This is a genomic window from Phenylobacterium soli (assembly GCF_003254475.1).
Taxonomy (GTDB): domain Bacteria; phylum Pseudomonadota; class Alphaproteobacteria; order Caulobacterales; family Caulobacteraceae; genus Phenylobacterium; species Phenylobacterium soli.
In genome coordinates, this window is record NZ_QFYQ01000001.1 from 1,000,115 (window position 1) to 1,025,288 (window position 25,174).

The 25,174-nt window shown below is 69.6% G+C and carries 23 protein-coding genes; 11 read left to right on the forward strand and 12 right to left on the reverse strand.

Features of this window, described 5'->3' with window-relative positions; genetic code table 11:
* The first annotated feature begins 152 nt into the window (after positions 1-152).
* On the forward strand, positions 153-1,190 hold the full coding sequence (locus DJ017_RS05030; protein WP_111527680.1) for a ribonucleotide-diphosphate reductase subunit beta: 1,038 nt from the start codon (positions 153-155) through the stop codon (positions 1,188-1,190).
* Between the two features lie 110 nt (positions 1,191-1,300).
* On the opposite strand, the gene DJ017_RS05035 is transcribed toward DJ017_RS05030, so the two are convergent.
* A complete protein-coding gene (locus DJ017_RS05035) occupies positions 1,301-2,359 on the reverse strand; it encodes an aspartate-semialdehyde dehydrogenase (RefSeq protein WP_111527681.1) in 1,059 nt (352 codons plus the stop codon).
* Positions 2,360-2,654: 295 nt separating this feature from the next.
* Here DJ017_RS05035 and DJ017_RS05040 point away from each other — a divergent pair, with 295 nt between their 5' ends.
* Entirely contained in the window at positions 2,655-3,335 is a 681-nt protein-coding gene (locus tag DJ017_RS05040; protein WP_111527682.1) for a nitroreductase, read from the forward strand.
* Here DJ017_RS05040 and DJ017_RS05045 read toward each other — a convergent pair.
* Together DJ017_RS05045 and DJ017_RS05050 are read right to left on the reverse strand one after the other, a co-directional pair.
* Complete coding sequence (locus DJ017_RS05045; RefSeq protein WP_111527683.1) at positions 3,313-3,624, reverse strand: hypothetical protein; 312 nt, start codon at positions 3,622-3,624, stop codon at positions 3,313-3,315. The genes DJ017_RS05040 and DJ017_RS05045 overlap by 23 nt on opposite strands.
* Before the next feature lie 193 nt (positions 3,625-3,817).
* Positions 3,818-4,321 carry an OmpA family protein gene (locus DJ017_RS05050; protein ID WP_111529978.1) on the reverse strand — a complete coding sequence of 168 codons (504 nt, stop codon included), beginning with the start codon at positions 4,319-4,321 and terminating at the stop codon, positions 3,818-3,820.
* Positions 4,322-4,595: 274 nt separating this feature from the next.
* On the opposite strand from DJ017_RS05050, the gene DJ017_RS05055 reads away from it, so the two are divergent.
* Positions 4,596-5,378: a hypothetical protein gene (locus tag DJ017_RS05055; protein WP_111527684.1), complete on the forward strand. Its 783-nt coding sequence runs from the start codon at positions 4,596-4,598 to the stop codon at positions 5,376-5,378.
* Here DJ017_RS05055 and DJ017_RS05060 read toward each other — a convergent pair.
* The 3 genes from DJ017_RS05060 to DJ017_RS05070 form a co-directional block, all read right to left on the reverse strand.
* Complete coding sequence (locus DJ017_RS05060) at positions 5,375-6,124, reverse strand: hypothetical protein (RefSeq protein WP_111527685.1); 750 nt, start codon at positions 6,122-6,124, stop codon at positions 5,375-5,377. The genes DJ017_RS05055 and DJ017_RS05060 overlap by 4 nt on opposite strands.
* 71 nt (positions 6,125-6,195) lie before the next feature.
* The gene (locus DJ017_RS05065) at positions 6,196-6,771 is read right to left on the reverse strand and encodes a TetR/AcrR family transcriptional regulator (RefSeq protein WP_133255385.1); all 576 of its coding nucleotides are present in this window, start codon (positions 6,769-6,771) and stop codon (positions 6,196-6,198) included.
* 41 nt (positions 6,772-6,812) lie between these two features.
* Positions 6,813-8,084, reverse strand: a complete 1,272-nt coding sequence (locus DJ017_RS05070) for a cytochrome P450 (protein WP_111527687.1) — start codon at positions 8,082-8,084, stop codon at positions 6,813-6,815.
* A 209-nt stretch (positions 8,085-8,293) separates the two neighbouring features.
* Between DJ017_RS05070 and DJ017_RS05075 the strand changes: the two genes are divergently transcribed.
* Positions 8,294-9,118, forward strand: coding sequence for a hypothetical protein (locus tag DJ017_RS05075; protein WP_111527688.1), 825 nt, complete (start codon positions 8,294-8,296; stop codon positions 9,116-9,118).
* Positions 9,119-9,125: 7 nt separating this feature from the next.
* Here DJ017_RS05075 and htpX read toward each other — a convergent pair whose 3' ends face one another.
* Positions 9,126-10,049 carry a zinc metalloprotease HtpX gene (htpX, locus tag DJ017_RS05080; protein WP_111527689.1) on the reverse strand — a complete coding sequence of 308 codons (924 nt, stop codon included), beginning with the start codon at positions 10,047-10,049 and terminating at the stop codon, positions 9,126-9,128.
* A gap of 156 nt (positions 10,050-10,205) precedes the next feature.
* Between htpX and DJ017_RS05085 the strand changes: the two genes are divergently transcribed.
* Positions 10,206-10,682, forward strand: a complete 477-nt coding sequence (locus DJ017_RS05085; protein WP_111527690.1) for a PAS domain-containing protein — start codon at positions 10,206-10,208, stop codon at positions 10,680-10,682.
* Between the two features lie 55 nt (positions 10,683-10,737).
* Here the strand turns inward: DJ017_RS05085 and DJ017_RS05090 are convergent, their stop codons facing one another.
* The 4 genes from DJ017_RS05090 to DJ017_RS05105 all read right to left on the reverse strand — a co-directional run bounded on the left by DJ017_RS05090 (position 10,738) and on the right by DJ017_RS05105 (position 14,590).
* On the reverse strand, positions 10,738-11,136 hold the full coding sequence (locus DJ017_RS05090; protein ID WP_111527691.1) for a hypothetical protein: 399 nt from the start codon (positions 11,134-11,136) through the stop codon (positions 10,738-10,740).
* A gap of 121 nt (positions 11,137-11,257) precedes the next feature.
* On the reverse strand, positions 11,258-12,676 hold the full coding sequence (locus tag DJ017_RS05095) for a putative bifunctional diguanylate cyclase/phosphodiesterase (protein ID WP_111527692.1): 1,419 nt from the start codon (positions 12,674-12,676) through the stop codon (positions 11,258-11,260).
* Between the two features lie 154 nt (positions 12,677-12,830).
* Positions 12,831-13,289: a GNAT family N-acetyltransferase gene (locus DJ017_RS05100; RefSeq protein ID WP_111527693.1), complete on the reverse strand. Its 459-nt coding sequence runs from the start codon at positions 13,287-13,289 to the stop codon at positions 12,831-12,833.
* 50 nt (positions 13,290-13,339) lie between these two features.
* Positions 13,340-14,590 carry a dicarboxylate/amino acid:cation symporter gene (locus DJ017_RS05105; RefSeq protein WP_111527694.1) on the reverse strand — a complete coding sequence of 417 codons (1,251 nt, stop codon included), beginning with the start codon at positions 14,588-14,590 and terminating at the stop codon, positions 13,340-13,342.
* 103 nt (positions 14,591-14,693) lie between these two features.
* On the opposite strand from DJ017_RS05105, the gene DJ017_RS05110 reads away from it, so the two are divergent.
* Positions 14,694-16,145 (forward strand): AMP nucleosidase, encoded by a 1,452-nt coding sequence (locus tag DJ017_RS05110; RefSeq protein WP_377284527.1) that lies wholly within the window; start codon positions 14,694-14,696, stop codon positions 16,143-16,145.
* 279 nt (positions 16,146-16,424) lie between these two features.
* The gene (locus DJ017_RS05115) at positions 16,425-19,364 is read left to right on the forward strand and encodes a TonB-dependent receptor plug domain-containing protein (protein ID WP_165830528.1); all 2,940 of its coding nucleotides are present in this window, start codon (positions 16,425-16,427) and stop codon (positions 19,362-19,364) included.
* A gap of 74 nt (positions 19,365-19,438) precedes the next feature.
* Here the strand turns inward: DJ017_RS05115 and DJ017_RS05120 are convergent, their stop codons facing one another.
* Complete coding sequence (locus tag DJ017_RS05120; RefSeq protein ID WP_111527696.1) at positions 19,439-20,455, reverse strand: NADP-dependent oxidoreductase; 1,017 nt, start codon at positions 20,453-20,455, stop codon at positions 19,439-19,441.
* A 173-nt stretch (positions 20,456-20,628) separates the two neighbouring features.
* Between DJ017_RS05120 and DJ017_RS05125 the strand changes: the two genes are divergently transcribed.
* The 4 genes from DJ017_RS05125 (at position 20,629) to DJ017_RS05140 (ending at position 24,977) form a co-directional block, all read left to right on the forward strand.
* The gene (locus tag DJ017_RS05125; protein ID WP_111527697.1) at positions 20,629-21,408 is read left to right on the forward strand and encodes a tyrosine-protein phosphatase; all 780 of its coding nucleotides are present in this window, start codon (positions 20,629-20,631) and stop codon (positions 21,406-21,408) included.
* 74 nt (positions 21,409-21,482) lie between these two features.
* The gene (locus DJ017_RS05130) at positions 21,483-22,670 is read left to right on the forward strand and encodes a pyridoxal-phosphate-dependent aminotransferase family protein (RefSeq protein WP_227000027.1); all 1,188 of its coding nucleotides are present in this window, start codon (positions 21,483-21,485) and stop codon (positions 22,668-22,670) included.
* Between the two features lie 229 nt (positions 22,671-22,899).
* Positions 22,900-24,207: an MFS transporter gene (locus DJ017_RS05135; RefSeq protein ID WP_227000028.1), complete on the forward strand. Its 1,308-nt coding sequence runs from the start codon at positions 22,900-22,902 to the stop codon at positions 24,205-24,207.
* Positions 24,204-24,977 (forward strand): aminotransferase class IV, encoded by a 774-nt coding sequence (locus tag DJ017_RS05140; protein ID WP_111527700.1) that lies wholly within the window; start codon positions 24,204-24,206, stop codon positions 24,975-24,977. The genes DJ017_RS05135 and DJ017_RS05140 overlap by 4 nt, the downstream gene beginning before the upstream one ends.
* The last annotated feature ends 197 nt before the right edge of the window (positions 24,978-25,174 follow it).

Below are 25,174 nucleotides of genomic sequence, written 5' to 3' on the forward strand. Positions count from 1 at the left end.
CTTCACGACCGATCTCACGGCGGGGCCACCTTATCCCCCGCCCATTCACAACATCTTGGGACCCCCGGACACTTTGGCGCTAGATGTTGACCGGTTTGAGTGGCACGGTTCGTGTCGTCGTTCCGCACCTCGCGATTCAGGGATCCACGCCCGTGACCAACGTCCGTAGCCTGCCTGGCCTGCTCACGCCGTCCTACGCCTACAAGCCGTTCCGGTACCCCTGGGCCTACGAGTTCTGGAAAAAGCAGCAGCAGGTCCACTGGCTGCCGGAGGAGATCCCGCTCGGCGAGGATTGCAAGGACTGGGCGTCCAAGCTGAACGACCGCGAACGCGCCCTGCTCACCCAGATCTTCCGGTTCTTCACGCAATCGGACGTCGAGGTGAACGACAACTACATGGAGCGCTACGGCCGGGTGTTCAAACCGACCGAGGTGAAAATGATGCTGGCGGCGTTCTCCAACATGGAGACGATCCACATCGCCGCCTACGCCCTGCTGCTCGAAACGATCGGCATGCCGGACAGCGAGTTCACGGCCTTCCTCGACTACAAGGCCATGCGCGACAAGCACGACTATATGCAGCAGTTCGGGGTCGACACCCCGGCCGACATCGCCCGCACGCTGGCCATGTTCGGCGGCTTCACCGAGGGGCTGCAGCTCTTCGCGTCCTTCGCCATGCTGATGAACTTCCCGCGCCACAACAAGATGAAGGGCATGGGCCAGATCGTCTCCTGGTCGGTGCGCGACGAGAGCCTGCACTGCGAAGGGATCATCAAGCTCTACCACGCCTTCAACGCCGAGACCGGCGCGGTGACCAAGGCGGTGGCCGACGACATCGTCGACTGCTGCCGCACCGTGGTGGGCCTGGAGGACAAGTTCATCGACCTCGCTTTCGAGGCCGGCGAGGTCCAGGGCATGACGCCCGAGGACATCAAGAGCTACATCCGCTTCATCGCCGACTGGCGCCTGCGCCAGCTCCATCTTCCTGAAGTCTATGGCGTCAAGGAGAACCCGCTGCCCTGGCTGCAGTCGATGCTCTCCGGCGTCGAGCACGCCAACTTCTTCGAAGCCCGCGCGACCGAATACTCCAAGGCTGCGACCAAGGGCATGTGGCACGGCGAAGAAGGCGTTTGGGCCGAATTCGACCGGATGATGGTGAAGCGCTCGGAGAACGTGCTGCCGGCGGAGTGAGTTTCTCCGCCTCTCCCCGCGAGCGGGGAGAGGGGAGGTGGCGCCAATCGATCGGGGATTGCCCCTCCTCTCCCCCACGCGAAGCGTAGAGGGGAGAGGAAGGCGCGCGCCTAGGCCGCCGCCTGCGCCCGCCGCTGCGCCAGGAGCACCTCGGCGATCTGGACCGCGTTGAGGGCCGCGCCCTTCCTGAGGTTGTCGTTGGAGAGGAAGAGGGCCAGGCCGTGCGCGACGGTCGGGTCGGGGCGGACGCGGCCGACGAAGACCTCGTCGCGGCCGGTGGCGGCGAGCGGGTTCGGCACGTCGGCGAGGACGACGCCCGGGGCCTGGGCGAGCAGGGCGAGGGCCGCTTCGACCGACAGGGGGCGCTCGAACTCGAGGTTCATGGAGATCGAGTGGCCGGTGAAGACCGGCACGCGGACGCAGGTGCCCGAGACCGGCAGGCCGGGGATCTCGAGGATCTTGCGGGTCTCGTCGCGCAGCTTCAGCTCCTCGTCGGTGTAGCCGTCCTCGGCCGGGACATAGTTGAGCGGCACGACGTTGAAGGCGATCGGCACGGGCCACTTCTCCACGTGCGGGAAAGCCACCGCCTCGCCGTTGCGGGCGAGGGCCGGGCCGGCCTCGCCGAGGGCCTTGGCCTGCAGGTCGAGTTCGCGGATGCCGGCGACCCCGCCGCCGCTGACCGCCTGGTAGGTGCTGGCCACCAGGCGCTTTAGGCCCGCCGCGTCGTGCAGCGGCTTCAGCACCGGCATGGCCGCCATGGTGGTGCAGTTGGGGTTGGCGACGATGCCCTTCGGGATCGAGGCCAGGGCGTGGGGATTGACCTCGGAGACCACCAGCGGGACGTCCGGGTCGCCGCGCCAGGCGGAGGAGTTGTCGATGACGATGGCCCCGGCGGCGGCGACCTTGGGCGCCAGGGCCTTGGAGGTGGAGCCGCCGGCCGAGAAGAAGACGATGTCGAGCCCGGCGTAGTCGGCCGTGGCGGCGTCCTCGACGACCACCTCGCCGCCGGCGAAGGGCAGGCGCTTGCCGGCCGAACGGGCCGAGGCGAAGAGGCGAAGCTGGCCGACGGGGAAGCCGCGTTCGGCGAGGATCTCGCGCATCATCTCGCCGACGAGGCCGGTCGCCCCGACGATACCGACGTTCGGCGCCTGGGGAAGGTTGCGGGTCATGAGGTCACGTCTCCTGTTGGGCGGAGGCGCGGGGACCGGCGGCTTTCGGTGAGGAAGCGGCCCCGCGCGTCGGCGGGGCTTCTCGGGGGTCAGGCTCGGTTCAGACCGCGCGCACACCCGCCGACGCCCCGCCGGAGCGGGTCGGTTTGCGGGTAATCGGCAGGATGGTCCGGGCGGACATGGGTGAGGCTCTTAAGGGCTGGCGGCGCGGATGTAAATCACCCGACGATCTTCACCCGACGTCAGCGGCGAGCCGTGGCAGGATGGGGTCGAACGAGACATCGGGAGACAGGCGTTGCAGTACGACGAGGTGGTGAAGGGTCGGCGGAGCATCCGGGGCTATCTGGACAAGCCGGTGCCGCGGGAGCTGATCGAGGAGATCCTCGAGCTCGCCATGCGCGCGCCCTCGTCGATGAACACCCAGCCGTGGAATTTCTATGTGATCAGCGGCGAGCCGCTGGACCGGATCCGCGCCGGCAACACCGAACGGAACCTCGCCGGCGTGCCGCACAGCCGCGAATTCCGCACCGGCGAGGCCTTCGCCGGCAAGCACCGCGAACGGCAGATCGGCGTCGCCAAGCAGCTGTTCGCCGCCATGGGGATCGCCCGCGAGGACAAGGAGGGCCGCCAGGACTGGGTGCTGCGCGGCTTCCGTCAGTTCGACGCGCCGGTCTGCATCATCGTGACCTACGACAAGGAGCTGCACGGCAGCGACGACGCGCCCTTCGACTGCGGGGCCGTCGCCACGGCCCTGGTCAACGCCGCCTGGTCCCGCGGCCTGGGCGCGGTGATCAATAGCCAAGGTATCATGCAGTCGCCGGTCGTGCGTGAGCACGCCGGGATCGCCGACGACCAGGTGATCATGAAGTCCATCGCCCTCGGCTGGCCCGACGAGACCTTCCCCGCCAACGCGGTGGTCTCTGAGCGCAAGAGCGTCGACGAAGCGGCGGTGTTTATCGGCTTTGAGGAGGGTTAGGGCCGGCGGCCCTCTTCTTCGCCCCGGTCGCCACATAGTGCGCGAACATGCTCAGGACCGCCTCGCCGGTGGCCTTGGTCTCGCCCGGCTGAAGCGTCATCCAGATATCGTCCCACCCGTCGTTGTAAATGATGAGGACCGGCCGCTTTCCGTGGTTGGACAGCCTCACGCTGTCGCCGTCCCCGATGGAAGCGATGTCGCCGCAGGCCTCTCCCTGGCAGGTCGGAGCCGCGTGGGCCGGTCCGGCGATGGCGGCCGCGGCGAGCGCCGCTAAGATCAGCTTCTTCACGTGGAGCCCCCCAAGACCCAATGGTGAAGCTTACCGCAGGCGCGGCCATGGCGGAAGCCGCACGCCAGGAAAGGCGGCAGGCGCGTGGGGGACGGCGCTTGCCGGCGAGGTGGTGTGCCTATGCGAGGCGGCGCGGCCGGGCTGAAGATGCTGGCCGAAGAGCCTGGCGCGCGCCGCCTGCGTTCCCGAGCGCTTAGCTCAGGACGATGATCGCCACCCGACGGTTTTGCGAGCGGCCTTCCTTGGTGTCGTTGGGCGCGACCGGCACGGTCTGGCCGTAGCTGATCGTCGCCATGCGGTTCAGCGGCACGCCCTGCTTGTTGAGATAAAGGCGCACGGCCTCGGCCCGCGCAGCGCCGAGCTGCTCATTGTAGGCCTCGGTGCCGGTGGAGTCGGTGTGGCCCTGGATCTCCAGGTAGACGTTCTTGTTCTCGCCCTTCAGCCGCTCGGCCAGTTCGGAGAGCCGCTGCTCGGCCTCCGGCGACAGCGCGTGCCGGTCGGTCGGGAACTTCACGGAGTCGTCGGAAAGGACCACCTGGTAGAGGAACTTGCCCTCGGCCAGCTTGTGGGCCGCGTTGGCGCGGTCGAGCGCGTCGCGGGCGGTGCCCTCGACGGCGGTCACGTGGTTATCGACGACGGCCACCTGATCGCGGACGAACTTGTGGCTGGCGCAGCCGCTGGCTGCGATCCCGGCCATGATCACCGCGCCGCCGATGGCGAGACTCTTCAGGACCGGAGCCTTGAGCGCGGGGGTCTTGAGCGGGGTATTCAGTATCGCGTGGGTCAAAAAAGCCTCTCCTTCCAAGCCTGACCCCACCCCGAGGCATATCGCCAACTCGCAAAGTGCAGGTTGGGTTGCGGCGTGGTCATGACCCGACCGTGGCCTGAATGGGGCAAGCTTGACCGTTCGCCACGATCCAGCCCCGCTCGCGTGGTCTTCCTGGCCGAGGTTCAGCGGCGCCGGAAGGATCATGGCCGAGGGCGGCAGGCGAATAGCGAAACGCTGGGGCGCGGTGGCCCTGAGCCTGTCGGCGCACGCCGCGGTGCTCGGCGCCCTACTGATGAGCCGCGCGTCCTCGCCGCTGGTGATCCAGGAGAGCGAGCCGATCGCTGTCGCCCTGGCCGAGCCCCCGCCGAAGCCCGTGGAGGTCCCGGCGCCCGACCCGGAGCCCTCGCCCGCACCGCCGGCGCCGAGCCCTTCGCCGGTCCCCAAACCCGCGCCGACCCCAGCTAAGGCGCGGCCGGCGATCAAGGTCCACGAGACGCCGCCGCCGCAGACGCCGGTCCAGCCCCTGGTGGTCGCCAAGGCCGCCGAGACCGCGCCCCTGCCCGAGCTCACCGACGCCCAGCTGGTCGGCGCCACCACGGCCGGCGAGGGCGAGGGCGGCGGCGGGGCCGGCGAGGTCGACGGCGCGGGCGGGCGGCCCTGCGACATGGTGGCGAGGCTGCAGACGGCGCTAAGGCGCGACGGGCGGGTGCGCAGCGCCGTCGCCGGGGTCCATCGCGGCAAGGCGGTGCTGATCTGGAACGGCGAATGGATCCAGAGCCCGGGCGAGGAAGGCCGGGGCCTGGCCAGCGTGCGCCAGGCGATCGCCGTGGAGGTCGGCTTCGCGCCGGAGGCGTGCCGGGCCCAGCCGATGCGGGGCCTTGTGCTGATCTCGCTGACCGACGGCCAGCGGATCGCCTTCGGCGCCGGCGCCTGGCGCTGGAGCGACCTGCTCCACGCCAAGGGCGCGGTCTATTCGCGGCGCTAGCGGGCGGGCGCCGGCGCGGCCTCCGCCTCCGCGTTGCGGCGGGGCAGGCTGAACAGGTTGCGGTCGACCGGGCCGAAGGTGACGGACTCGATCTGGCGCACCGCCACGGGCGTGCCGGAGGGGCCTTCGGTCCAGATACGGAAGGCGATCCGCACCCCGCCGACCTTGCGGTAGTCGGAGAACTGCTGGGCGACGGGCCTTGGGCCCGTGCGGTCGACCATCCGGGCCAGCAGATGGCTGCGGCGGTCGAACCACAGCTCGCGCGGCTCGGCGGCCCAGGGCTTGACCATGACCACGTCGAAACTGCGGCCCTGGAAGCTGCGGACGCCGACGTACTCGCCGCGGGCGTCGAAGCGGCCGGGATAGAAATAGCCGCGGATGTCGAAGAAGGCGTCGGTACGGGTCTGCGAGATGACGCCCCGGATGTCGGCGCCGGTGGCCTGGCCGGAGGGCGCGATGCGCCAGTCGCCGCCGCCGTTGAAGCCGTGGACGTGCAGGCCGTCGGCCTCGCGGGTCTCCACCCGCATGCCGTAGCGCAGGGGATCGAGCCAGGTCTCGTAGGGCGTGGCGCCGAGGCGGCCGGCCTCGTGCCAGCCGCGCAGGCTGTTCCAGGCGCCGCCGCCAGCCGCCAGGCGAGCGCGGGTCAGCACCTTCTGGGCGGCCGGGGAATAGCCCTGGGCGGCCGCCGCAGCGGAGGCGGCGGCGAGGCCGAGGGCGAGGCCGAATCCGAGGAGGAGCTTGCGCATGGGTCGGTTCATGTCGGGCCGGACGGAAGCGGGCAAGCCTGTTCAGATTGTGGCGGCGCAGAGGAGCGGCCTCAGGCGGGACGGAACAGCGCCTCGAGGCCGGTGATGACGTCCTCCATCAGATGGTCGCCGCCGGCCCCGGAGATGGTCAGGGACGCCGCGCCGTGGGCGGCGGCCCAGATTGCCAGGGCGATCTGCTCGACCGGCCGCTCGCGCTCCTGCTGGGCGGCGACGCGGGCAACGAGGCCGCGCAGGTTGTCGAGCGCCGCTTCGCGCGGTTCGGCGACGGTGGGAAGGGCGGCGATCGTGGGGTCGAACATCAGGCCATAGAGCGCCGGCTGGCGGTGGGCGAAGTCGAAATAGGTCAGGGCCCAGGCGCGCAGGCGGCCGCCGTCGCCGGCGGCGCGGTCGGCCTGCTCGAGGGCGCGGCGCAGGTCGGCGAAGCCCGAGCCGGCGAGCTCGCCCAGGAGCTCGGTCTTGCCGGCGTAGTGGTGATAGACGCTGCCGGCGGTGATGCCGGCGCGGGCGGCCAGGGCCCGCAGGTTCAGGCCCGCCAGCCCCTCCGTCTCCAGCGCCGCGCGCGCGGCCTCGATGAGCCGGGCCCTGAGGTTGCCTACGTGATAGTGACGCCGCTCGTCCAAGCTCATGCCGATCACCCGCGCCCGCCGGGGCGCGGGATCAGCTTGCCTCAATTCCGCGCCGGGATCACCACGGGCAGGGTCTCGTAGCCCTTCACGAAGATCGAATGGGTGCGGGTCGGCTCGGCCACCACCTGCACCGTCGGGAAGCGCTTCATGATCTCTTCCCAGATGATGGTCAGCTGCAGCTCGGCCAGGCGGTTGCCGACGCAGCGGTGGATGCCGAAGCCGAACGACAGGTGCTTGCGCGGCTGGGCCCGGTCGATCCGGTAGGCTTCCGGATCCTCGATAGCGGTCTCATCGCGGTTGCCGGAGACGTACCACATGACCACCCGGTCGCCGGCCTTGATGGTCTTGCCGCCGAGCACATGGTCCTGGGTGGCGGTCCGCGCCATGTGGGCGAGCGGGGTCTGCCAGCGGATGGTCTCGGAGACCATGGACGGGATGAGCGCCGGATTGGCGCGCAGCTTGTCGTACTCGCCCGGGTTCTTGTTCAGGGCGTAGAGCGAGCCGGAGATGGTGTTCCGCGTGGTGTCGTTGCCGCCGATGATCAGCAGCACGACGTTGCCGTGGTACTCGAGCGGATCCATGTTCCGCGTCGCCTCGCCGTGAGCCAGCATGGAGACGAGGTCGAAACGCGGCTCGGCGTTCACCCGCTCGTTCCACAGCTCGGTGAAGGCGGCGAAGCAGTTGTTGGCTTCCTCCCGCTTGTGCTCCCAGCTCTTGGCCGGGCCGTGGCCGGGCGCGTTGGTGAACATGTCCGACCAGTAGGTCAGCTTGCGCCGGTGCTCGAAGGGGAAGTCGAAGAGCGTGGCCAGCGTCATGGCCGTCAGCTCCTTGGACACGAGGTCGACCCAGTCGAACTCCTCGCCGATCGGCAGGCCGTCGAGGATGGCGCCGGCGCGCTCGCGGATCACCGGGGCCATGCGCGCGAGATTGGCCGGCGCCACGGCCGGGCTGACCGTCTTGCGCTGCTCGTCGTGGCGCGGCGGATCCATGGCGATGAAGGAGGGACGGGTCGGGCGCGTCGCCTGTTCGGCCTTGGCCTCCAGGCTCTGCAGGACGATGCCGTCGGCCGAGGAGAACACCTGGTGGTTGGTGTCCACCGCCATGATGTCCTCGAAGCGGGTCACCGACCAGAAGCCGCCGAAGTCGCTCTCCGGCGTGAAGTGGACCGGGGCCTCGGCGCGCAGGCGCTCGAAGTACGGCCAGAAGCTGTTGTTCTCGAAGAGTTCCGGGCGCGCCGGATTCAGCGTCTCCAGCGGCTCGGCGTAGACCCGGGCGCGGGCCTCGTTCCTGAGGTCGACCGATCCGTCGCTCATGGCAGATCCTCCCAGCGGACTTCCTGCGGCGCCGGTCTCGCGCCGGCGTCCTTCGATCGAATGGGGCCCATCCAAACAGCGTTTCGCAAGCGCTTTCGCCGCAGCGGGCGACGTTGGGACAGCGTTGTCAAAGGCGGCAGATCACCGGAACATTCAAAGCCATGGCGGCGACGACCAGGACGGCCAGAAAGTTAGTCGAAGGCACAGGCGTGGCGCTGGACGAGCTCCTGCATCGTTCGGCCGCCTTCGTGACCGACGCGGCGAACATCAGCCGCGGCGACGGAGACCTTCTGGAGCCGCTGGTCTTCGCGGCCATCGTCCAGGCCAACATAGCGCCTTCGCGCAACCAGCCGGAGCGCAAGCGTCTGGACGCGGCGGGCGAGGCCCTGCCCGACGAGATCCGCCGGCCGATCAGCATCTACGCCGTGGCCAACTCGCTCGCCCTGCCCTACGAGACCGTGCGCCGGCGGGTCCTGGCGCTGGTCGAGGCCGGTCGCTGTGTCCTGACGCCCGACGGGGCCTATGTGCCGCGCGAGGTGATCGTCTCGCCGGCGCACATGAGCATCCAGGCCGCGCGGTTGCAGCGGCTGCAGCGCTTCCATGACGAACTGGTCGGCATCGGCGTCCTGCAAGCCGGGGAAAGCCTGCCCGGGCCCCTCCCTTCGTCGCACATGCGGCCGGTCAACACGGTGCTCTCCGAGTTCATGCTGCGCACCGCGGACCGGATGGTGGCCCTCACCGGGGAGCTGATGAGCGGCCTCGTCCTCCTCGCCATGTGGTCGACGGGACCGGGCGCGCCGCCCTGCCCGAGCCTCAGGCTCTCGACCCAGCTCGGCATGCCGCGCGAGCGGGTGCGCCGGCGGCTGATGGAGCTCGGCCGGATGGGCTTCGTGCGCCAGCTGAAGGAAGGCTGGGTGACCCAGACCCCGTCCGCCCAGCGCCAGGCGCTGGAGGCTCTGGCGGCGGCCAACGAGGCCGAGGTGCGCCGGCTGTTCGCGCGCTTGCGCGACATCGCCGCCCGGCCCGCCGCCTAGGGGCGGATCAGCCCCAGGGGCCGCGCGCCGCCTCGGTGATCGGCACGGCCGTAGCCGGCCGCGCCTCCGGCGCGCGGCCGGCCATCTGCATCAGGGCGGCCACGCGGTTCTCGGTGGCGGGGTGGGTGGCGAAGAGGTTGTCCCCGGGCCGGCCGCCGAGCGGATTTATAATGAAGAGGTGCGCCGTGGCCGGGTTCGCCTCGGCCTCCGGGTTGCGGTAGCCGCCGCGGGCGAAGGCCTCGATCTTGCGCAGGGCGGAGGCGAGCGCCTCCGGATCGCCGGAGATGTCCGCGCCGCCGCGATCGGCCTCGTATTCGCGGCCGCGGCTGATGGCCATCTGCACCAGGGCCGCGGCGAGCGGGGCGACCAGCGACACCACCAGCATCGGGATCAGGCCCGTAGGGCGGCCGTCCTCGTCGCGGCCCCCGAAGAAGAAGGCGAAATTGGCGAGGGCCGAGACCGCCCCGGCGATGGTCGCGGTGATCGTCATCGTCAGGGTGTCGCGGTTCTTCACATGGGTCAGCTCGTGGCCCATGACGCCGCGGATCTCGCGGCGGTCCAGCATCTGCAGCAGTCCGCGGGTGGCGGCGACGGCGGCGTGGGCCGGGTCGCGGCCGGTGGCGAAGGCGTTGGGCTGGTCCTCGTCGATGACGTGGACGCGCGGCCGTGGCAGGCCGGCGCGGTCGGCCATCTCGTAGACGTCGGCCACATAGTTGCGGACCAGCGGCTCGGGGTCGGTCTCGTCGACCAGCCGGGCCCGGTACATGGAGAGCACGATCCTGTCGGCGTTCCAGTAGCTGAACAGGTTCATGCCGGCGGCCATCAGGAAGGCCAGGGCCATGCCGGTCGGGCCGCCCACCAGATAGCCCGCGCCGACGAACAGCGCCGTCAGGGCCGCCAGCAGGATGAAGGTGCGAAGGTGGTTGCGCATCGCGTCCGATGTTCGAAGGCCGCCCCCGGCCCAGGATCGGAATATGGGGGTTCGCGAGCGCGGCCGGAAGCCACGCGGAGCGCGACGGCGTTTTGCGGAAGATCAAAGCCGCGCGAGGCGCGCTGCGGCTTGTGAGGTCAGGTCTCGGGAGCCTGCATGTTCGAACGTGATCTTCTGCCGTCCGGCGTCGCCGAAGCCGTCGCCGCCATCGCCGCGCTGATGCTCGATCCTATTCCGACCTACATCGACACCGCGGTCATCGCGACCACCATCGCCGGCGTGGTCGCCTACTGGAACGACGCGGCCGAGCGGCTCTACGGGTGGAAGGCCAAGGAGGCGCTCGGGCAAAACGTCGTCGACCTGACGCCGGCCAGCTACAGCCGCGCCGAGGCCGAGGCGATCATGGCCCGGCTACAGGCCGGCGAGGCCTGGGACGGCGAGATCGTGCTGCGCGGCCGCGGCGGGGCGCCGTTCCTGGCCTATGTCATGGACCTGCCGGTCGGCGACCTGGCCAGCGGCCAGGGAGCCATTGTCGGCGTCTCCCTGCCGGCCGAGCATCGGCGGCTGATCGACCATCGCCGTCAGCTCATCGAAACCGAGCTGCACCTGCGGTTCCGGTCGCCGAGGGGCTGAACGTCCCCAGGCGCTTCCGGTCGCCCCCAGGGCGACCGGAACCGCAGCGCAGGACCTAGCCGCGCTCGCCCGCGTTGGCGCCGGTCGCCGCCGGCGCGTGGTGGCGCGTGCGGTGGTGGCGCTTGCCGCTCGTCGCGCGCTGGCGCTGCATGCGGTCCACGCGGGTCGACAGGTCGCCCACCTGGGCGCTGGCCGCCTGGGCCGCGCTCTGGGCGGACTGGGCGGCGCTGGCCGCGGCGTCGGCGCTGGACTGGGCGCGCTGGGCCGCCGCCGCGGCAGCATCGGCGCTCGACTGCGCATGCTGCGAGGCGGCCTGGTCCGACTGCGCCATGGCCAGGGCCTGATCGGCCGTGGCCTGGGCGCGCTTCACCGAATCGATCGAAGCGCAGCCGCTGAGCGCGACGGCGCCGGTCAGCAGGGCCGTGAGGGTAAGCTTCGTTGCTGCTGTACGCATCGAGACACGTCTCCTCCGACAAGGGGCGACCGTCCCGGGTCTCAACGAGCCCGGGCGGCCTTTGGGCGGAGAGGAAACTCACGGCGCCGCCTGTTTGATCCCGACGACCTCAACTGCAATTTCAGCCGAGGCGGCGACGGAGGATCTCGGCCGGGGTTTCGAGGCGCCGTTCGGGCCGGTCGAGGGTGAGGCTGAGGCCCTCGCGGAGCTGGCGCTCCATGGCCTCGGCCGGCATCGGCCGGGCGAACAGATAGCCCTGCATGCGGTCGCAGCCGGCGGCGCGGAGGAACAGGGCCTGGGCCTCTTCCTCGACACCTTCGGCGACGATGCCGACGCCCAGGGCGCGGGCGGCGTGCAGCATGGAGCTGACCAGCTTGGACACCCGCGCGTCGCGGCCGACGGCTTCGATCAGGCTGCGGTCAAGCTTCACGGTCTGGATCGGCAGGTTCATCAGCGCCCGGACGTTGGAATATCCGGTGCCGAAATCGTCGAGCGCGATGCGCACGCCCTTGGCCGCCAGCCGCTCGATGTGCCGGCGGGCGAGGCCGAGGTCCTGCAGGAGGAAGGTCTCGGTGATCTCCACCGTCAGGGCGGTCGCGGGCAGGGCGGTGCGCGCGAGGCGCCCGATCAGCTTGCGCGAGAAGGCGGGGTCGAGGAGGTCGCGCGGGCTGACGTTGCACGAGATGCTCTCGATCAGGCCGGCCGCGACCCAGGGCGCGGCGCGGGCGCAGGCGGCCTCGAACACCGCCTCGTCGATGCGGCCGATGATGCCGAGCTCCTCGGCGATCGGCACGAAGGCGGCGGGCGCCAGCAGTCCCTGCTCGGGATGGTTCCACCGCGCCAGGACCTCGACGCCGACGAAGCGCCCGCTGGAGGCGTCGACCACCGGCTGGAACCAGGGCTCGATCTCGCCGGCCGGAATGGCGCGGCGAAGCTCGGCCTCGAGGGTATGGCGACGTTCGTTCTCGGCGCGAAGCTCGGCGTCGAAGGCGCTCCAGCGCCGGCCGCCGCGGGTCTTCACCCGGTAGAGCGCCATGTCGGCGAAGCGCTGCAGGTCCGAGGCGTCGCCGGCGTCGCCGGGATAGACCGCCACGCCGATCGAGGCTCCCGGCGAGACGCTGCGGCCGTAGATGGCCAGGGGCTGGCTGAGTCGCTGCAGCAGCCGGGCCGCGCGGGCGGCCACGTCGGCGACGTCGGAGATCAGGGCGAACTCGTCGCCGCCCAGGCGCGCCACGAGCTCGCCGTCCTGCGCGTCCTCGCGCAAGCGCTGGCCCATCTCGGCCAGCAGCAGGTCGCCGGCGTGATGGCCGAGGGTGTCATTGAGGTGCTTGAAGCGGTCGAGGTCGATGACGAACAGGCCGACCCGCCCGCCCTGCACGCGCGCATGGTCGAGCCGGTCGCAGAGGGCGGCGGTGAACGCGCCCCGGTTGACCAGGCCGGTGAGCGAGTCCGTCTGCGCCAGGCGCAGAGTCAGTTCGCGCTCGGACTCGAGCTCGGCCACGCGGGCGGCGAGCGCTGAGAGTTCGGCTGACTCGACCATATGCGGACGTTCCGGCACGCGGGGCTTGGCCTCGGACCAAGGGACAGAGACCCGAACAAGAGCCCAGGTGAGGTGAATCCCAGGTCAAGGGACATGGTGAATCTGGATCTAAGGGCGAGGCTCCCGCCGGGCTCGCTCACCGCCCCCGGGGAGGTCAGGTCAGCCGCAGGTGCAGGAACTGGTTGAACTCGCTGCCCTCGTAATCGCCGAACGCCTCGCCGTTGACGAAGCCGCGCCGGCGGTAGAGCCGCAGGGCCGGCTCGAAGGCCGGGCCGCTGCCGGTCTCGAGGCTGAGGCGCTCGAGCCCCTGGGCGCGCGCCTCGGCGATGATGCGCTCGAGGATGGCCGCGGCGACGCCCTTGCGCACGTGGTCGGGGTGGGTGCGCATCGACTTCACCTCCCCGGCGGCGGCGTCCAGCCGCCGCAGGGCGCCGATTCCCAGGATCGCCTCGCCCGCCCAGGCGCTCCAGACCGTCACGTCCGGCGTCTTCAGTCCAGACAGGTCGAGCGCGAACACGTGGCCCGGCGGCGAATTGGCGTGCATGCCCGCCAGGTGCAGCCGGAGGAGCGCCTGGGTCTCGGCGCTGGACAGATCGTCCCGGCGGATCTCCATGTCTTCCCTCAGCTGCGGCTGCGACGGTGCGCTCCGGGAAGGAGCCAGGCTCAGGCGCTCGCGGGTTGCGCTTCCGGGGGCTCGATCTGGTTCTCCCAGCGGGCGACGACGGCGGCGGCTACCGAGTTGCCCACCACGTTGGTGGCCGAGCGGCCCATGTCGAGCAGGTGGTCGACGGCGAGGATCAGCAGCAGGCCGGCCTCGGGCAGGTTGAAGTAGGTGAGGGTGGCCGCGATCACCACCAGCGAGGCGCGCGGCACGCCGGCCATGCCCTTTGAGGTCACCATCAGCAGCAGCAGCATGGTGACCTGCTGGGCGATTGAGAGATGGATGCCATAGACCTGCGCGATGAACAGGGTCGCGAAGGTGCAGTACATCATCGAGCCGTCGAGGTTGAACGAGTAGCCGAGCGGCAGGACGAAGCTCGCCACCTTGCGGCTGACGCCCCACTTCTGCAGCTCCTCGAGCGTGCGTGGATAGGCGGCCTCCGAGGAGGCGGTGGAGAAGGCCAGCAGGGCCGGGCTGCGGATGGCGGCGATCAGCTTCAGGGCGCGCGGTCCGACGATCAGCACCACCGCGCCGATCAGCAGGCCCCAGAGCAGGCCGAGCGATAGATAGAAGCCGCCAACGAACTTGGCGTAGGTGGCCAGGATCGACAGGCCCTGGGTGGCGACGGTCGAGGCGAGCGCGGCGAAGATCGCCAGCGGCGCGGTGCGCATCACGAAGCCGGTCACCTTGAGCATGATGGCGGCCACCTGCTCGACGAGGGCGAGGACGGCCGGAGCGCGGTCGTCGATCGAGGCCACGGCGGTGCCGACGAAGATCGAGAACACCACGATCTGCAGGATCTCGTTGTTGGCCATGGCGTCCACGATCGAGCTCGGGAAGACGTGGACGATGAAGTTCTTGAGCGTGAACTTCGACATGTCGACCGCGCTCGTCGCCTGGCCGGCGTCGGGCAGGGCGAGGGAGAGGCCCGCGCCCGGCTGCAGCAGGTGGACCATCAGGAGGCCGATCAGGAGCGAGACGATCGAGGCCGAGATGAACCAGCCCATCGTCTTGGCGCCGGTCCGGCCGATGGTGGCGGCGTCCTCCATGTGGGCGATGCCCGAGACGAGGGTCGAGAACACCAGGGGCGCGATGATCATCTTGATCAGCCGCAGGAAGACGTCGGTGACGATCGACAGGTTCTCGGCCGCGGTCTTGGCCTGGGCCGGCGAGGCGTACTGGTTGAGCCCCCATCCGACCGCCACGCCGAGCACCATGGCGGCGATGAGGAAGCTCGTGAACTTGCGATTCATGGAGAGGACGCCCCGGGGAATGTTTTGACCTTTGTAGCCCGAAGTGCGGGCGCGTCCATTCCGCCGGCTCGCCAAGCGGGGCCTTGCATGCCTATAAATCGCGATGATGACTGAAAGGAATGCAGCCGGCATCGTCGATCGGCTGGAAGATGAATACCGGAGCAGCGTCGATGCGCTCCGGAACTCGCTCCGGGAGTTCCTCGCCAACGGAACCCCGCCCGACCCGAGGTTGCGCGCCGACCGGGCATTCACCTATCCCGAGCTTCGGCTCCACTGGCCGCAGGGACGGCCCTATCCCCGCATCAGCCGCGCCTTCGCGCGCATCGGACTGCCCGGCCAGTACGCGGTGACGGTCACCCGGCCGGACCTCTACCGCGACTACCTGACCGAGCAGCTGTCCCTGCTGCAGCAGGACTTCGAGGTCGAGGTGGAGGTCGCCCGCTCGACCCAGGAAATCCCCTTCCCCTATGTGCTGGACGGGGCCCGCGACATCGAGCTGGCCGACCGCAGCTCGCAGGATATCGCCCGCCACTTCCCGACCACGGAACTGGCCCACATCGGCGACGAGATCGCCGACGGCTCCTGGCTGACCCCCGGCGAGGGGCCGCGGCCGCTGGCCCTGTTCGACGGCCTGCGCGCCGACTTCTCCCTGGCGCGGCTGGCGCACTACACCGGCACGCCGGCGGAGCACACCCAGCAGTACATCCTGTTCACCAACTACCATCGCTACGTGGACGAGTTCGTCCGCTGGGGCTGCCAGCAGCTGAAGGCCGGCGGGCCTTACACGGCGCTGTCGGCCGCGGGCCATGTGCACGTCACCGCCGACACCCCGGAGCCGGAGGCGCAGATCGCCGCCGGCGCCTGGCGCAAGCACCAGATGCCGGCCTACCACCTGATGGCCGAGGGCCGGCGGGGGGTGACCCTGGTCAACATCGGCGTCGGCCCCTCTAACGCCAAGACGATCTGCGACCACCTGGCGGTGCTACGGCCGCAGGCCTGGTTGATGATCGGCCACTGCGGCGGCCTGCGGGGCTCGCAGACCATCGGCGACTATGTCCTGGCCCACGCCTATCTGCGCGACGACAACGTGCTCGACCGGGTGCTGCCGCCGGAGATCCCGATCCCGCCGATCGCCGAGATCCAGGTGGCCATGAACCGCGCCGCCGAGATCGTCACCGGCGAAAGCGGCGAGGTGCTGAAGCGGCGCCTGCGCACCGGCACGGTGGTGACCACCGACGATCGCAACTGGGAGCTCCGCTACTCCTCCTCCGCCCAGCAGTTCAACCAGAGCCGGGCGGTGGCGATCGACATGGAGAGCGCCACCATCGCCGCCCAAGGCTACCGCTTCCGGGTGCCGTACGGGACGCTGCTCTGCGTCTCCGACAAGCCGCTGCATGGCGAGATCAAGCTGCCCGGCCAGGCCAACGCCTTCTACGAGCGGGCCATCGGCCAGCACCTGCAGATCGGCATCGCCACCATGGACCTGCTCCGCCAGGAGGGCGCCAGGCTGCACTCGCGCAAGCTCCGCAGCTTCGACGAGCCGCCGTTCCGGTGAAGCCGCTCGCCTGAGGGATCGGGTGACGCCGTTCGGACGACGGCGTCACAATTGCCCCTGGCTGAGCCGCAAGGCGACAGAATTGTGGCGCCGAGGTCACTACGCTCACGTAAAGGTTGAGATACTGCGGTTATCTTGTGGCCGCGCTCCCATACCGTGCCATCCAATTATTCCCTACGTAACGTCGCGTAACAGCGATCGTTTTTGTCATTTGTTGGGGAAGTGGGCATGAATATCGCCTGGAAATCTGCCCTGTTGGGCACAACGTTGTTCGCTGGAATGACGCTCGCTGGAGTTGCGTCGGCCCAGACGGCGGCGTCGGACAACAGCGTCGGGGAAGTGATCGTCACCGGCTCGCGCATTCCGCGGCCGAACCTCGAGCAGCCGACCCCGGTGTCGGTGGTCTCGTCCAACATGATCCAGCAGGCCGGTCCGCAGAACCTCGGCGACATCATCGTCCAGCTGCCGGCCGTCGGCGCCAACAGCACCGTCCGGGCGAACTCGAACAACTTCTCCAACACTGCCGGCATCAGCGCGCTCGACCTGCGCAACCTCGGCCCGTCGCGCACCCTGGTGCTGGTCGACGGCCAGCGTCACGTGAACGGCGACGTCAGCTACAACGCGGTCGACATCAACTCGATTCCGACCGCCCTCGTGGACCACGTGGAAGTGGTCACCGGCGGCGCTTCGGCCATCTACGGCTCGGACGCGGTGTCGGGCGTCGTCAACATCATCCTGAAGAAGCGCTTCGACGGCTTCCAGGCCAACGCCCAGATCGGCAGCTACGATGGCTTCGGCACGAAGTACAGCGGCAGCTTCATGGCCGGCCACAGCTACCTGGACGACCGGCTGAACGTGAACCTCACCGGCTTCTGGCAGAAGGAGCGGACGATCTGGGTCCGCAACGTCCCAGGCGCCAACGACTGGGGCCGCATCACCAACCCCGCCGACCTGACCGGCCGCGTCGACCCGACTTTCCTGTCGAGCCGCCCGCCGATCCGCAACGACCACATCCCGGACACCATCTACGTCCCGCACGTCGGCAGTGAGTACCTCGGGCCCAACGGCACCCTGCTCAACGCCAACACCTTCGCCCCGCAGTTCGCCTTCGACCGCCAGGGCAACCTGATCCCGGTGGCGAAGCGCACGGGCTACAACAGCTTCGCCTTCGGCCAGCTGCCGGCCGACTGCCAGGACTGCTACTTCGAGAGCGACTACAACCAGGAGGCCTCGCCGGTCGACACCAAGGGCGCGGACTTCCGCCTCGCCTTCGACGTCACCGACCACCTGCACGCCACCCTCGACGCCAAGTACGTCCAGGCCGACGTCAGCAACGCGGTGCAGCCGTCCTACACCTTCGGCGACTACCAGCTGGCCCCCGACAACGCGTTCATCCGGCCTGACCTGGCCGCGGCGCTCGCCGGCACGGACGCCGCCGACTATCCCTTCATCTCGGCCTTCCTGCAGCCGGGCGGCCGGACCCAGGACATCACCCGCAAGACCTATCGCGTGGTGGCCGGGCTGAACGGTGACTTCGACGCCGGCTTCTCGACCGTGAAGTGGGACGCCTCGCTGAACTACGGCAAGGTGAAGAACCACATCACCAACAACAGCCTGATGATCACCGAGAACTTCGCTGCGGCGCTAGACTCCGTGATCGACCCGGCCACCGGCAAGCCGGCCTGCCGCATCAACGTGGCCTCGGCTCCGCAGACCGGCATCGGCGCGGGCGCCGCCCCGGGCTGTGTGCCGTACAACCCGTTCGGCCAGCAGAACAACGCGGCGGTGTTCGGCTACTCCTTCGGCTCGTTCGCCACCCGCGACACCCTGAGCCAGGAAGTGGCGAGCCTGAACGCCAACTTCGACACCAGCCGGTTCTTCAACCTGCAGGGCGGCCCGATCGGCGTGGCCGTCGGCGCCGAGTACCGGATGGAGCGGACCAAGGACGTCAACGATCCGGCCCTGGTCAACGGCTCGACCGAGAACCTCTCGTCGGACTCCTCGGGCGGCTACAACGTCAAGGAAGCCTACGTCGAGGTGAACGCCCCGGTGTTCAAGGGCTTCGCCCCGCTGCTCGACGAGCTGACCTTCGACGCGGCCTACCGCGGCGCCGACTACTCCACGGTCGGCAATGTGGGCGCCTACAAGTTCAGCGGCACCTACGGGCCGGTCTCGTGGCTGAAGCTGCGCTCGACCTATTCGCGCGCCATCCGGGCCCCGAACATCTCCGAGGCCTTCCAGCCGCCGTCCCCCGGCTATTTCAACGTCACCGATCCGTGCTCGGTGGAGAACATCACGGGCCACGCCAACTACGCCGCCAACTGCGCCAAGCAGGGCATCCCGACCGGCTTCGTGGCCAACCTGAACTCCTCGATCGTCGGCCAGAGCTCGGGCAACCCGAACCTCGATCCGGAGAAGTCGATCAGCTACACGGGCGGCATCGTCTTCCAGCCGCCGGTAGTGCCGGGCCTGGCGGTGACGCTCGATTTCTACGCCATCAAGATCAAGGACGCGATCACCCAGGTCGCGGCCCAGGACATCATCAACAACTGCTACGACTCGGCCAATCTCGACCCGAGCTATTGCAGCCTGTTCACGCGCGGTGCTGACGGCAATATCAACTTCGTCAAGACGACCTTCGTGAACGCCTCGAAGCTGTACACCCAGGGCTACGAGCTGCACGTCACCTACAACCACGACGTCTCGCCGCTCACCAGCCGGTGGCGGCCGACCGAGTGGATGACGGGCGCCATCGGCTTCGACATGACGGTCGACTACATCGCCCGTCTGCGGAACTTCCCGTTCCAGGGCGATCCGTCCAACTACCAGGTGCTGGAAGGGCGGCCGGTGAACGCCAGCAACGAGGGCACCCCGCGTCTGCGCGGCCTGGCGGCCGTCAACTACAAGCAGGGCCCGTGGACGGTGAACTGGCAGACCCGCTACGTGGGCAAGGCCGCGCTGTTCAACCTCGACCCGGTGTCGGTGGATCGTTCGGAAGAGCGGAACGTGCCGTTCATCTCCCCGACCTTCTACCACGACGTCTCGGTGCACTACCGGCTGGACGACCGCTTCGGCAAACCGCTGGAGGGCTCGGAGGTGTACGCCGGGGTCAACAACCTGTTCGGCGAGGATCCGCCGTTCATGACCATCGGCGCCGGCAACGACCTGGCCTACGACCTCGGCCGGTTCTTCTTCATGGGCTTCACCTACCGCCACTGATCGAGAGCCGAACCGAACGCGTGTGGAGGGCGGCCCGAAAGGGCCGCCCTTTGACGTTCGGGGCGGCCCTGGGCTCAGGGCTCGGGCGACACCTGGATCAGCAGCTTGCCGTCATGGTTGCCGGTGAACAGGCGCTGCAGGGAATCCATGGCGCCCTCCAGCCCCTGGTCCACGTGCACCTTCCACTTGAGCTTGCCTTCCATCACCCACGGGATCAGCTCGGCCATCGCCTCGGCGGCGCGGGGCAGGAAGTCGATGATGATGAAGCCGCGGATGGTGAGCCGGTGCATCAGCACGCGCGCGAAATCCTTCGGCCCGGCCGGACGGTCGGCGTCGTTGTAGGTCGAGATCATGCCGCACAGGGGCATGCGGCCGAAGTTGTTCATCCGCGAGACCACGGCGTCCATGATGTCGCCGCCGACGTTCTCGAAGTTGACGTCGATTCCGTTCGGGCAAAGCCGGTCGAGCGCGGTCCCCACGTCCTCGTTCTTGTAGTCGATGGCGCCGTCGAACCCGAGTTCGCCGGTCAGCCAGTCGCATTTGGCCTTGCCGCCGGCGATGCCGATCACCCGGGCGCCCTTCAGTTTGGCGATCTGGCCCGCGATCGAGCCCACGGCGCCGGCGGCGGCCGAGACGACGACCGTCTCGCCGGGCTGCGGCTTGCCGATGTCGCACATGCCGAACCAGGCGGTCAGGCCGGTGGCGCCGAGGACGCTCATGTAGGCGGTCAGCGGGACGCCGGGCAGCTGCGGCGCCGGGGTCAGGAAGGCGGCGTCGGAGATCACGTGGGTGGTCCAGCCGCCGAGGCCGGCGTTGACCACGTCGCCCTGCTTGAAGCGTTCGGAGCGCGACCGCTCGACCACCCCGAGGGAGCCGCCGCGCATGGTGTCGCCGATCCCCACCGGCGGCATGTACTGATCCTGGTCGCTCATCCAGATGCGGTTGGTGGGATCGAGGGACAGGTAGAGGGTTCGCACCAGCACCTCGCCTTCCGCCAGGTCGCGGATCGGCTCCTCCACGAGGTCGAGGTCTCCCGGCTGGATCTCGCCCGCCGGTCGGCGGCGCAGCACCCATCGCTTCAAGGTGGCCATCTTGTCTTCTCCCTCTCACGCGCGGAGCGGTCCGGCGGCGGCGCACCGTGCCCGTCGGGTCGGGACCCGGCAAGGGCGTCGGCGGGGTTCCCCAACGGCGCCTCAAGATCGCGGCCGGCGGTGACGTGGCGTCCGTCTGACGTTCGACATCATTTGCGTGTAAGGGGCGAGGCATGACCCGCCGCATCCCCTTCGAAGGCATCGAGAACTTCCGCGATTTCGGCGGCTACGACACCGCCTGCGGGCGGGGGCTGAGGCGCGGCCTGCTCTATCGCTCGGGCCACCATGGGGCGGCCACCGACGCCGACCTCCAGAAGCTGACCGAGCTGGGCCTTTCGGTGGTGGTCGACCTGCGGCGGCCCAACGAGCGGGAGCGCTTCCCGCACCGCGCCTGGCCGACGGGCCCCGAGCCCGTGGTGATCACCTCGGACGCCGAGCAGGAGCACAGCCAGGAATGGCTGGACTTCATCCAGGAGTCCGACCTCTCGGCGGCCTCGTTCCGGGACTACATGACCAACTACTACCGGACCGCTCCGCTCGACCCGCGCTACGTCGACCTCTACCGGCGCTACTTCGAGGCCTTGGCCTCCACCGACGGCGCCATCCTGGTCCACTGCGCGGCGGGCAAGGACCGCACCGGCGTGATCTGCGCGCTCACCCACCACATCGCCGGCGTCGCCGACGAGGACATCCGCGCCGACTATCTGGCGACCAACGATCCGGTGCGCGCCGCGGCCCGCGCCGACATGATCAAGGGCTTCATCCACGAGACCACCGGGCGCATGCCGGAGGACGGGGTGATCCGCTACATCGTCGGAGTCGAGCCGGAATTCCTCGACGAGGCCTTCGCCGCCATACGCCGGGCGCACGGGTCGCTCGATGGCTACCTGGAGGAGGCGATCGGCCTCACCGCCGACCAGCGCGAGCAGATCCGCGGCCGCCTGCTGGGCTGATCCGGCCCGGCGACGATTGCGCGAGGCGGCCGCGAAGGCCTAATCACTCCGCCGCCTAAGACACCGGAGTGATCATGCAAAGCTTCCAGCCGCCGCGCCGTATCCTGATGGGGCCGGGCCCCTCCGACGTCAGCCCCCGCGTGCTCGCCGCCATGGCGCGGCCGACCATCGGCCACCTGGACCCCGAGTTCCAGTCGCTGATGGAAGAGATCAAGGGCGCGCTGCAGCGGCTGTTCAACGCCCCAGATCACGCCTGCGTGCCGCTGCCGGCGCCGGGCACGGCGGGCATGGAAGCGGCGATCATGAACCTGCTGGAGCCAGGCGACCGGGCGGTGATCGCCGTCAACGGCGCCTTCGGCGGCCGCATGGCCGACATGGCCGGCCGCGCGGGCGCGACGGTGGTTACGGTCGACCACGACTGGGGCCAGCCGGTGGACGTGAAGCGCGTGGAAGCCGCGCTCGCCGAGGCGCCGACCAAGGTGCTGGCCTTCGTCCACGCCGAGACCTCGACCGGGGCGCGGTCCGACGCCGGCCCGCTCTGCGCCCTGGCCCGCAAGTACGGGGCGCTGTCGGTGGTCGACACCGTGACCTCGCTGGGCGGCATCGCGGTGGACGTCGCCGGCTGGGACGCCGACGTGGTCTATTCCGGCACCCAGAAGTGCCTCTCCGCGCCGCCCGGCCTGTCGCCCATCGCCCTGTCGAAGCGGGCGCAGGAGGCCATCCGGAACCGCAAGGAGAAGGTCCGCAACTGGCTGCTCGATTTCAACCTCTTGATGTCCTACTGGGGCGGCCCGGATGGAAGTGGGGGCGGTGGCCGGACCTATCACCACACCGCGCCGATCAACGCCCTCTACGGCCTGCACGAGAGCCTGGTGGTGCTGTTCGAGGAGGGCCAGCAGGCCGCGATCGTGCGCCACGCCAAGATGCACCAGGCCCTGGCCGCCGGCCTCGAGGCGGCGGGCCTGAAGCTGCTGGTCGACGAGGCTCACCGCCTGCCGCAGCTCAACGCGGTGGTCGTGCCCGACGGCGTCGACGAGGCGGGCGTCCGCAACCATGTGCTCAAGAACTGGGACCTCGAGCTCGGCGCCGGCCTCGGGCCGCTGAAGGGCAAGGTCTGGCGCATCGGCCTGATGGGCGCTTCAGCGACCCCCTGGCACGTGCGGCTCTGCCTGACGGCCCTCTGCGAGGCCCTGGCCGCGCAAGGCGTGAAGCTGGACGCCGCGGCGGTGCTGGCCGCCGCCGACGCCAAGCTCGCCGCCTAGCGCCCCTCGGGGGATGCGGCTAACGTTCGCCGCAAACCGCCCACTCAATAAGGGCGGACTCCCTGGAAGGACGCCCCTCTTGATCGACCCGACTTCGCTCGAAGCCCATGGCCCTGCCTCCGCCATTGACCCACCTGTGATCGCCACGGTGGGAGGTGACCAGAAGCTCAATCGGGGCGGGGTTGCGTGGTCGGTGTTCCAGGGCGGTCGGGATCCGTACGTGATCCTGATGACCATCTACATCTTCATGCCCTACGTGGCGTCGGTGATGGTCGGCGACCCGGTCAAGGGGCAGGAGGTGATCTCCCGCTGGCAGCAGTATGCGGGCTGGATCGTTATGGCGACGGCGCCGTTCCTGGGCGCCTCCATCGACAAGCTGGGCCGCCGCAAGGGTTGGCTGGCCATCGCGGTCGGACTGATGACGCCGCTGATCGCCGCGCTCTGGTGGGCCAAGCCCGACGGCAGCGCGCTGTCGGTCACCGCCACCATGTCCATCGCCCTGCTGGTCAATGTGCTGTTCGCCTACTCAGAGGTGCTGCACAACTCGCTGCTGGTGCGCGCCGCTGGCCTGGAGAGCGCCCACAAGGCCTCAGGCCTGGCGCTGTCGCTCGGCAACGCGGCCTCGGTGCTGGCGCTCGCTTTCACCGCCTGGGCCTTCGCCCTGCCCGGCAAGGTGAGCTGGAGCTGGGTGCCGGCCCAGCCGCTGTTCGGGCTGAGCGCAGCCGCCCACGAGCCGGAGCGGGTCGTCGCGCTGCTCGCGGCGGGCATCCTGCTGATCGGGGCGATCCCGCTCTTCCTGTTCACGCCCGATGCGCCGCGTTCGGAGATCCCGGTGCTGAAGGCCTTCCGCGACGGGGTGCGCGAGCTCTGGGGCATGCTGAAGACCGTGCAGCACTACCGCGACGCGGTGATCTACCTCGGCTCGCGGATGTTCTTCGTCGACGGCATGAACGGGGTGCTGTTCTTCTTCGGCGTGCTGGCGGCGGGTGTCATGAAGTGGGGGCCGCTCGAGCTGCTGGTCACCGGCATCATCCTCAGCGTCGTCGCGGTCCTCGGCGGTTTCGTCGGCCGCTGGCTCGACGCGGGGCTTGGGCCCAAGAACGCCCTGCGCATCGAGATCTTTGGCGCGATCGTCGGGTTGATCGCCCTGCTCGGCATGGCGCCGGACAAGATCCTCTATTTCTGGAGCTACGACGCCGCGGCCCATGCGCCGCTGTGGAACGGGCCGGTGTTCAGGACCCTGCCGGACCTGATCTATCTCTTGATCGGCTTCAACAACGCCATCTTCATCACCGGCCAGTACGCCTCCAGCCGCACGACGCTGACGCGCCTGACGCCGCCGGACCAGTCGGGGGCCTTCTTCGGCGTCTACGCCCTCTCCGGCGTGGCCACGGCCTGGCTGGCCCCGAGCCTCGTCAACCTCGGCACGCGCCTGACCCACAGCCAGCAGGGCGGCTTCGCCAGCATCGTGCTGCTGCTTGCGGTCGGTCTGGTGGGGCTGATGTTCGTCCGGGGCGGCGGCCGCAAGCTCACGTGATCGATCCCACCGACCGCGGCTTCACCCTGGCCGACGGCCTCTTCGAGACGGTGCTCTCCGAGGGCGGGGCGTTCGCCCACCTGGACCTGCACCTTGCGCGGCTGGCGCAGGGCTGCGCCGTCCTCGGCCTGCCGGCGCCCGGGGCTGGCGAGGTCGAGCGCCGGATGGAAGAGGCGCTGAGGGCGGCCGGCCTCGCGCACGCGCGCGCGGCTGTAAGGGTGAGCTGGAGCGCCGGAAGCGGCGGCCGCGGCCTCGACCGGCCGGAGACGCTCAGTCCGACCCTCGCGGTCACCGCCGCGCCCGCGCCGATCCCGTCGGCCCCGGCGAGGCTCGCCACCGCCCAGGTGCGGCGCAACGACGGCTCGCCGGCCTCGCGGCTGAAGACCCTGGCCTACCTCGACAACGTCCTCGCCCGCCGGGAGGCCCGCGCCAGGGGTTGCGACGAGGCGGTGATGCTCAACACCCGCGGCGAGGTCGCGTGCGCGGCGGCGGCCAACCTCTTCTGGATTCGCGGCGAGCGGTTGTTCACCCCGGCCCTAGGATGCGGCGTGCTGCCGGGGATCGTCCGCGGGCGGCTGATCGCGGCGGCGGCCGAACTCGGGATTGCGGTGGAGGAGGCGGCGTTCGGGCCCGCCGATCTGGCCGCCGCCGAGGCGATCTTCCTGACCAACAGCCTGATCGGCCTGCGTCCGGTCGCCGAGCTCGACGGAAAAATCGTCGGCGACAGCCGGCTCGTCGACCTGCTTCTCGGCGCGCTCGGAATTTCCTAATGCGCGGAATGTATGGGGAAAATTCGTCGGTTTCGGACGTATGCTTAACCGCTGTTCAGCATTAATTCCAGTAAACCAAAGAAAAGCCAGCGCGATTACTTAGATCTTTACTTGGAATTAAGCGCGATGCGCGAAATTGATCCTGCGATTGGGCGAGCAGGCGGTGAACGAAGCCTCCCGCCGCCTGCCCGCCGATG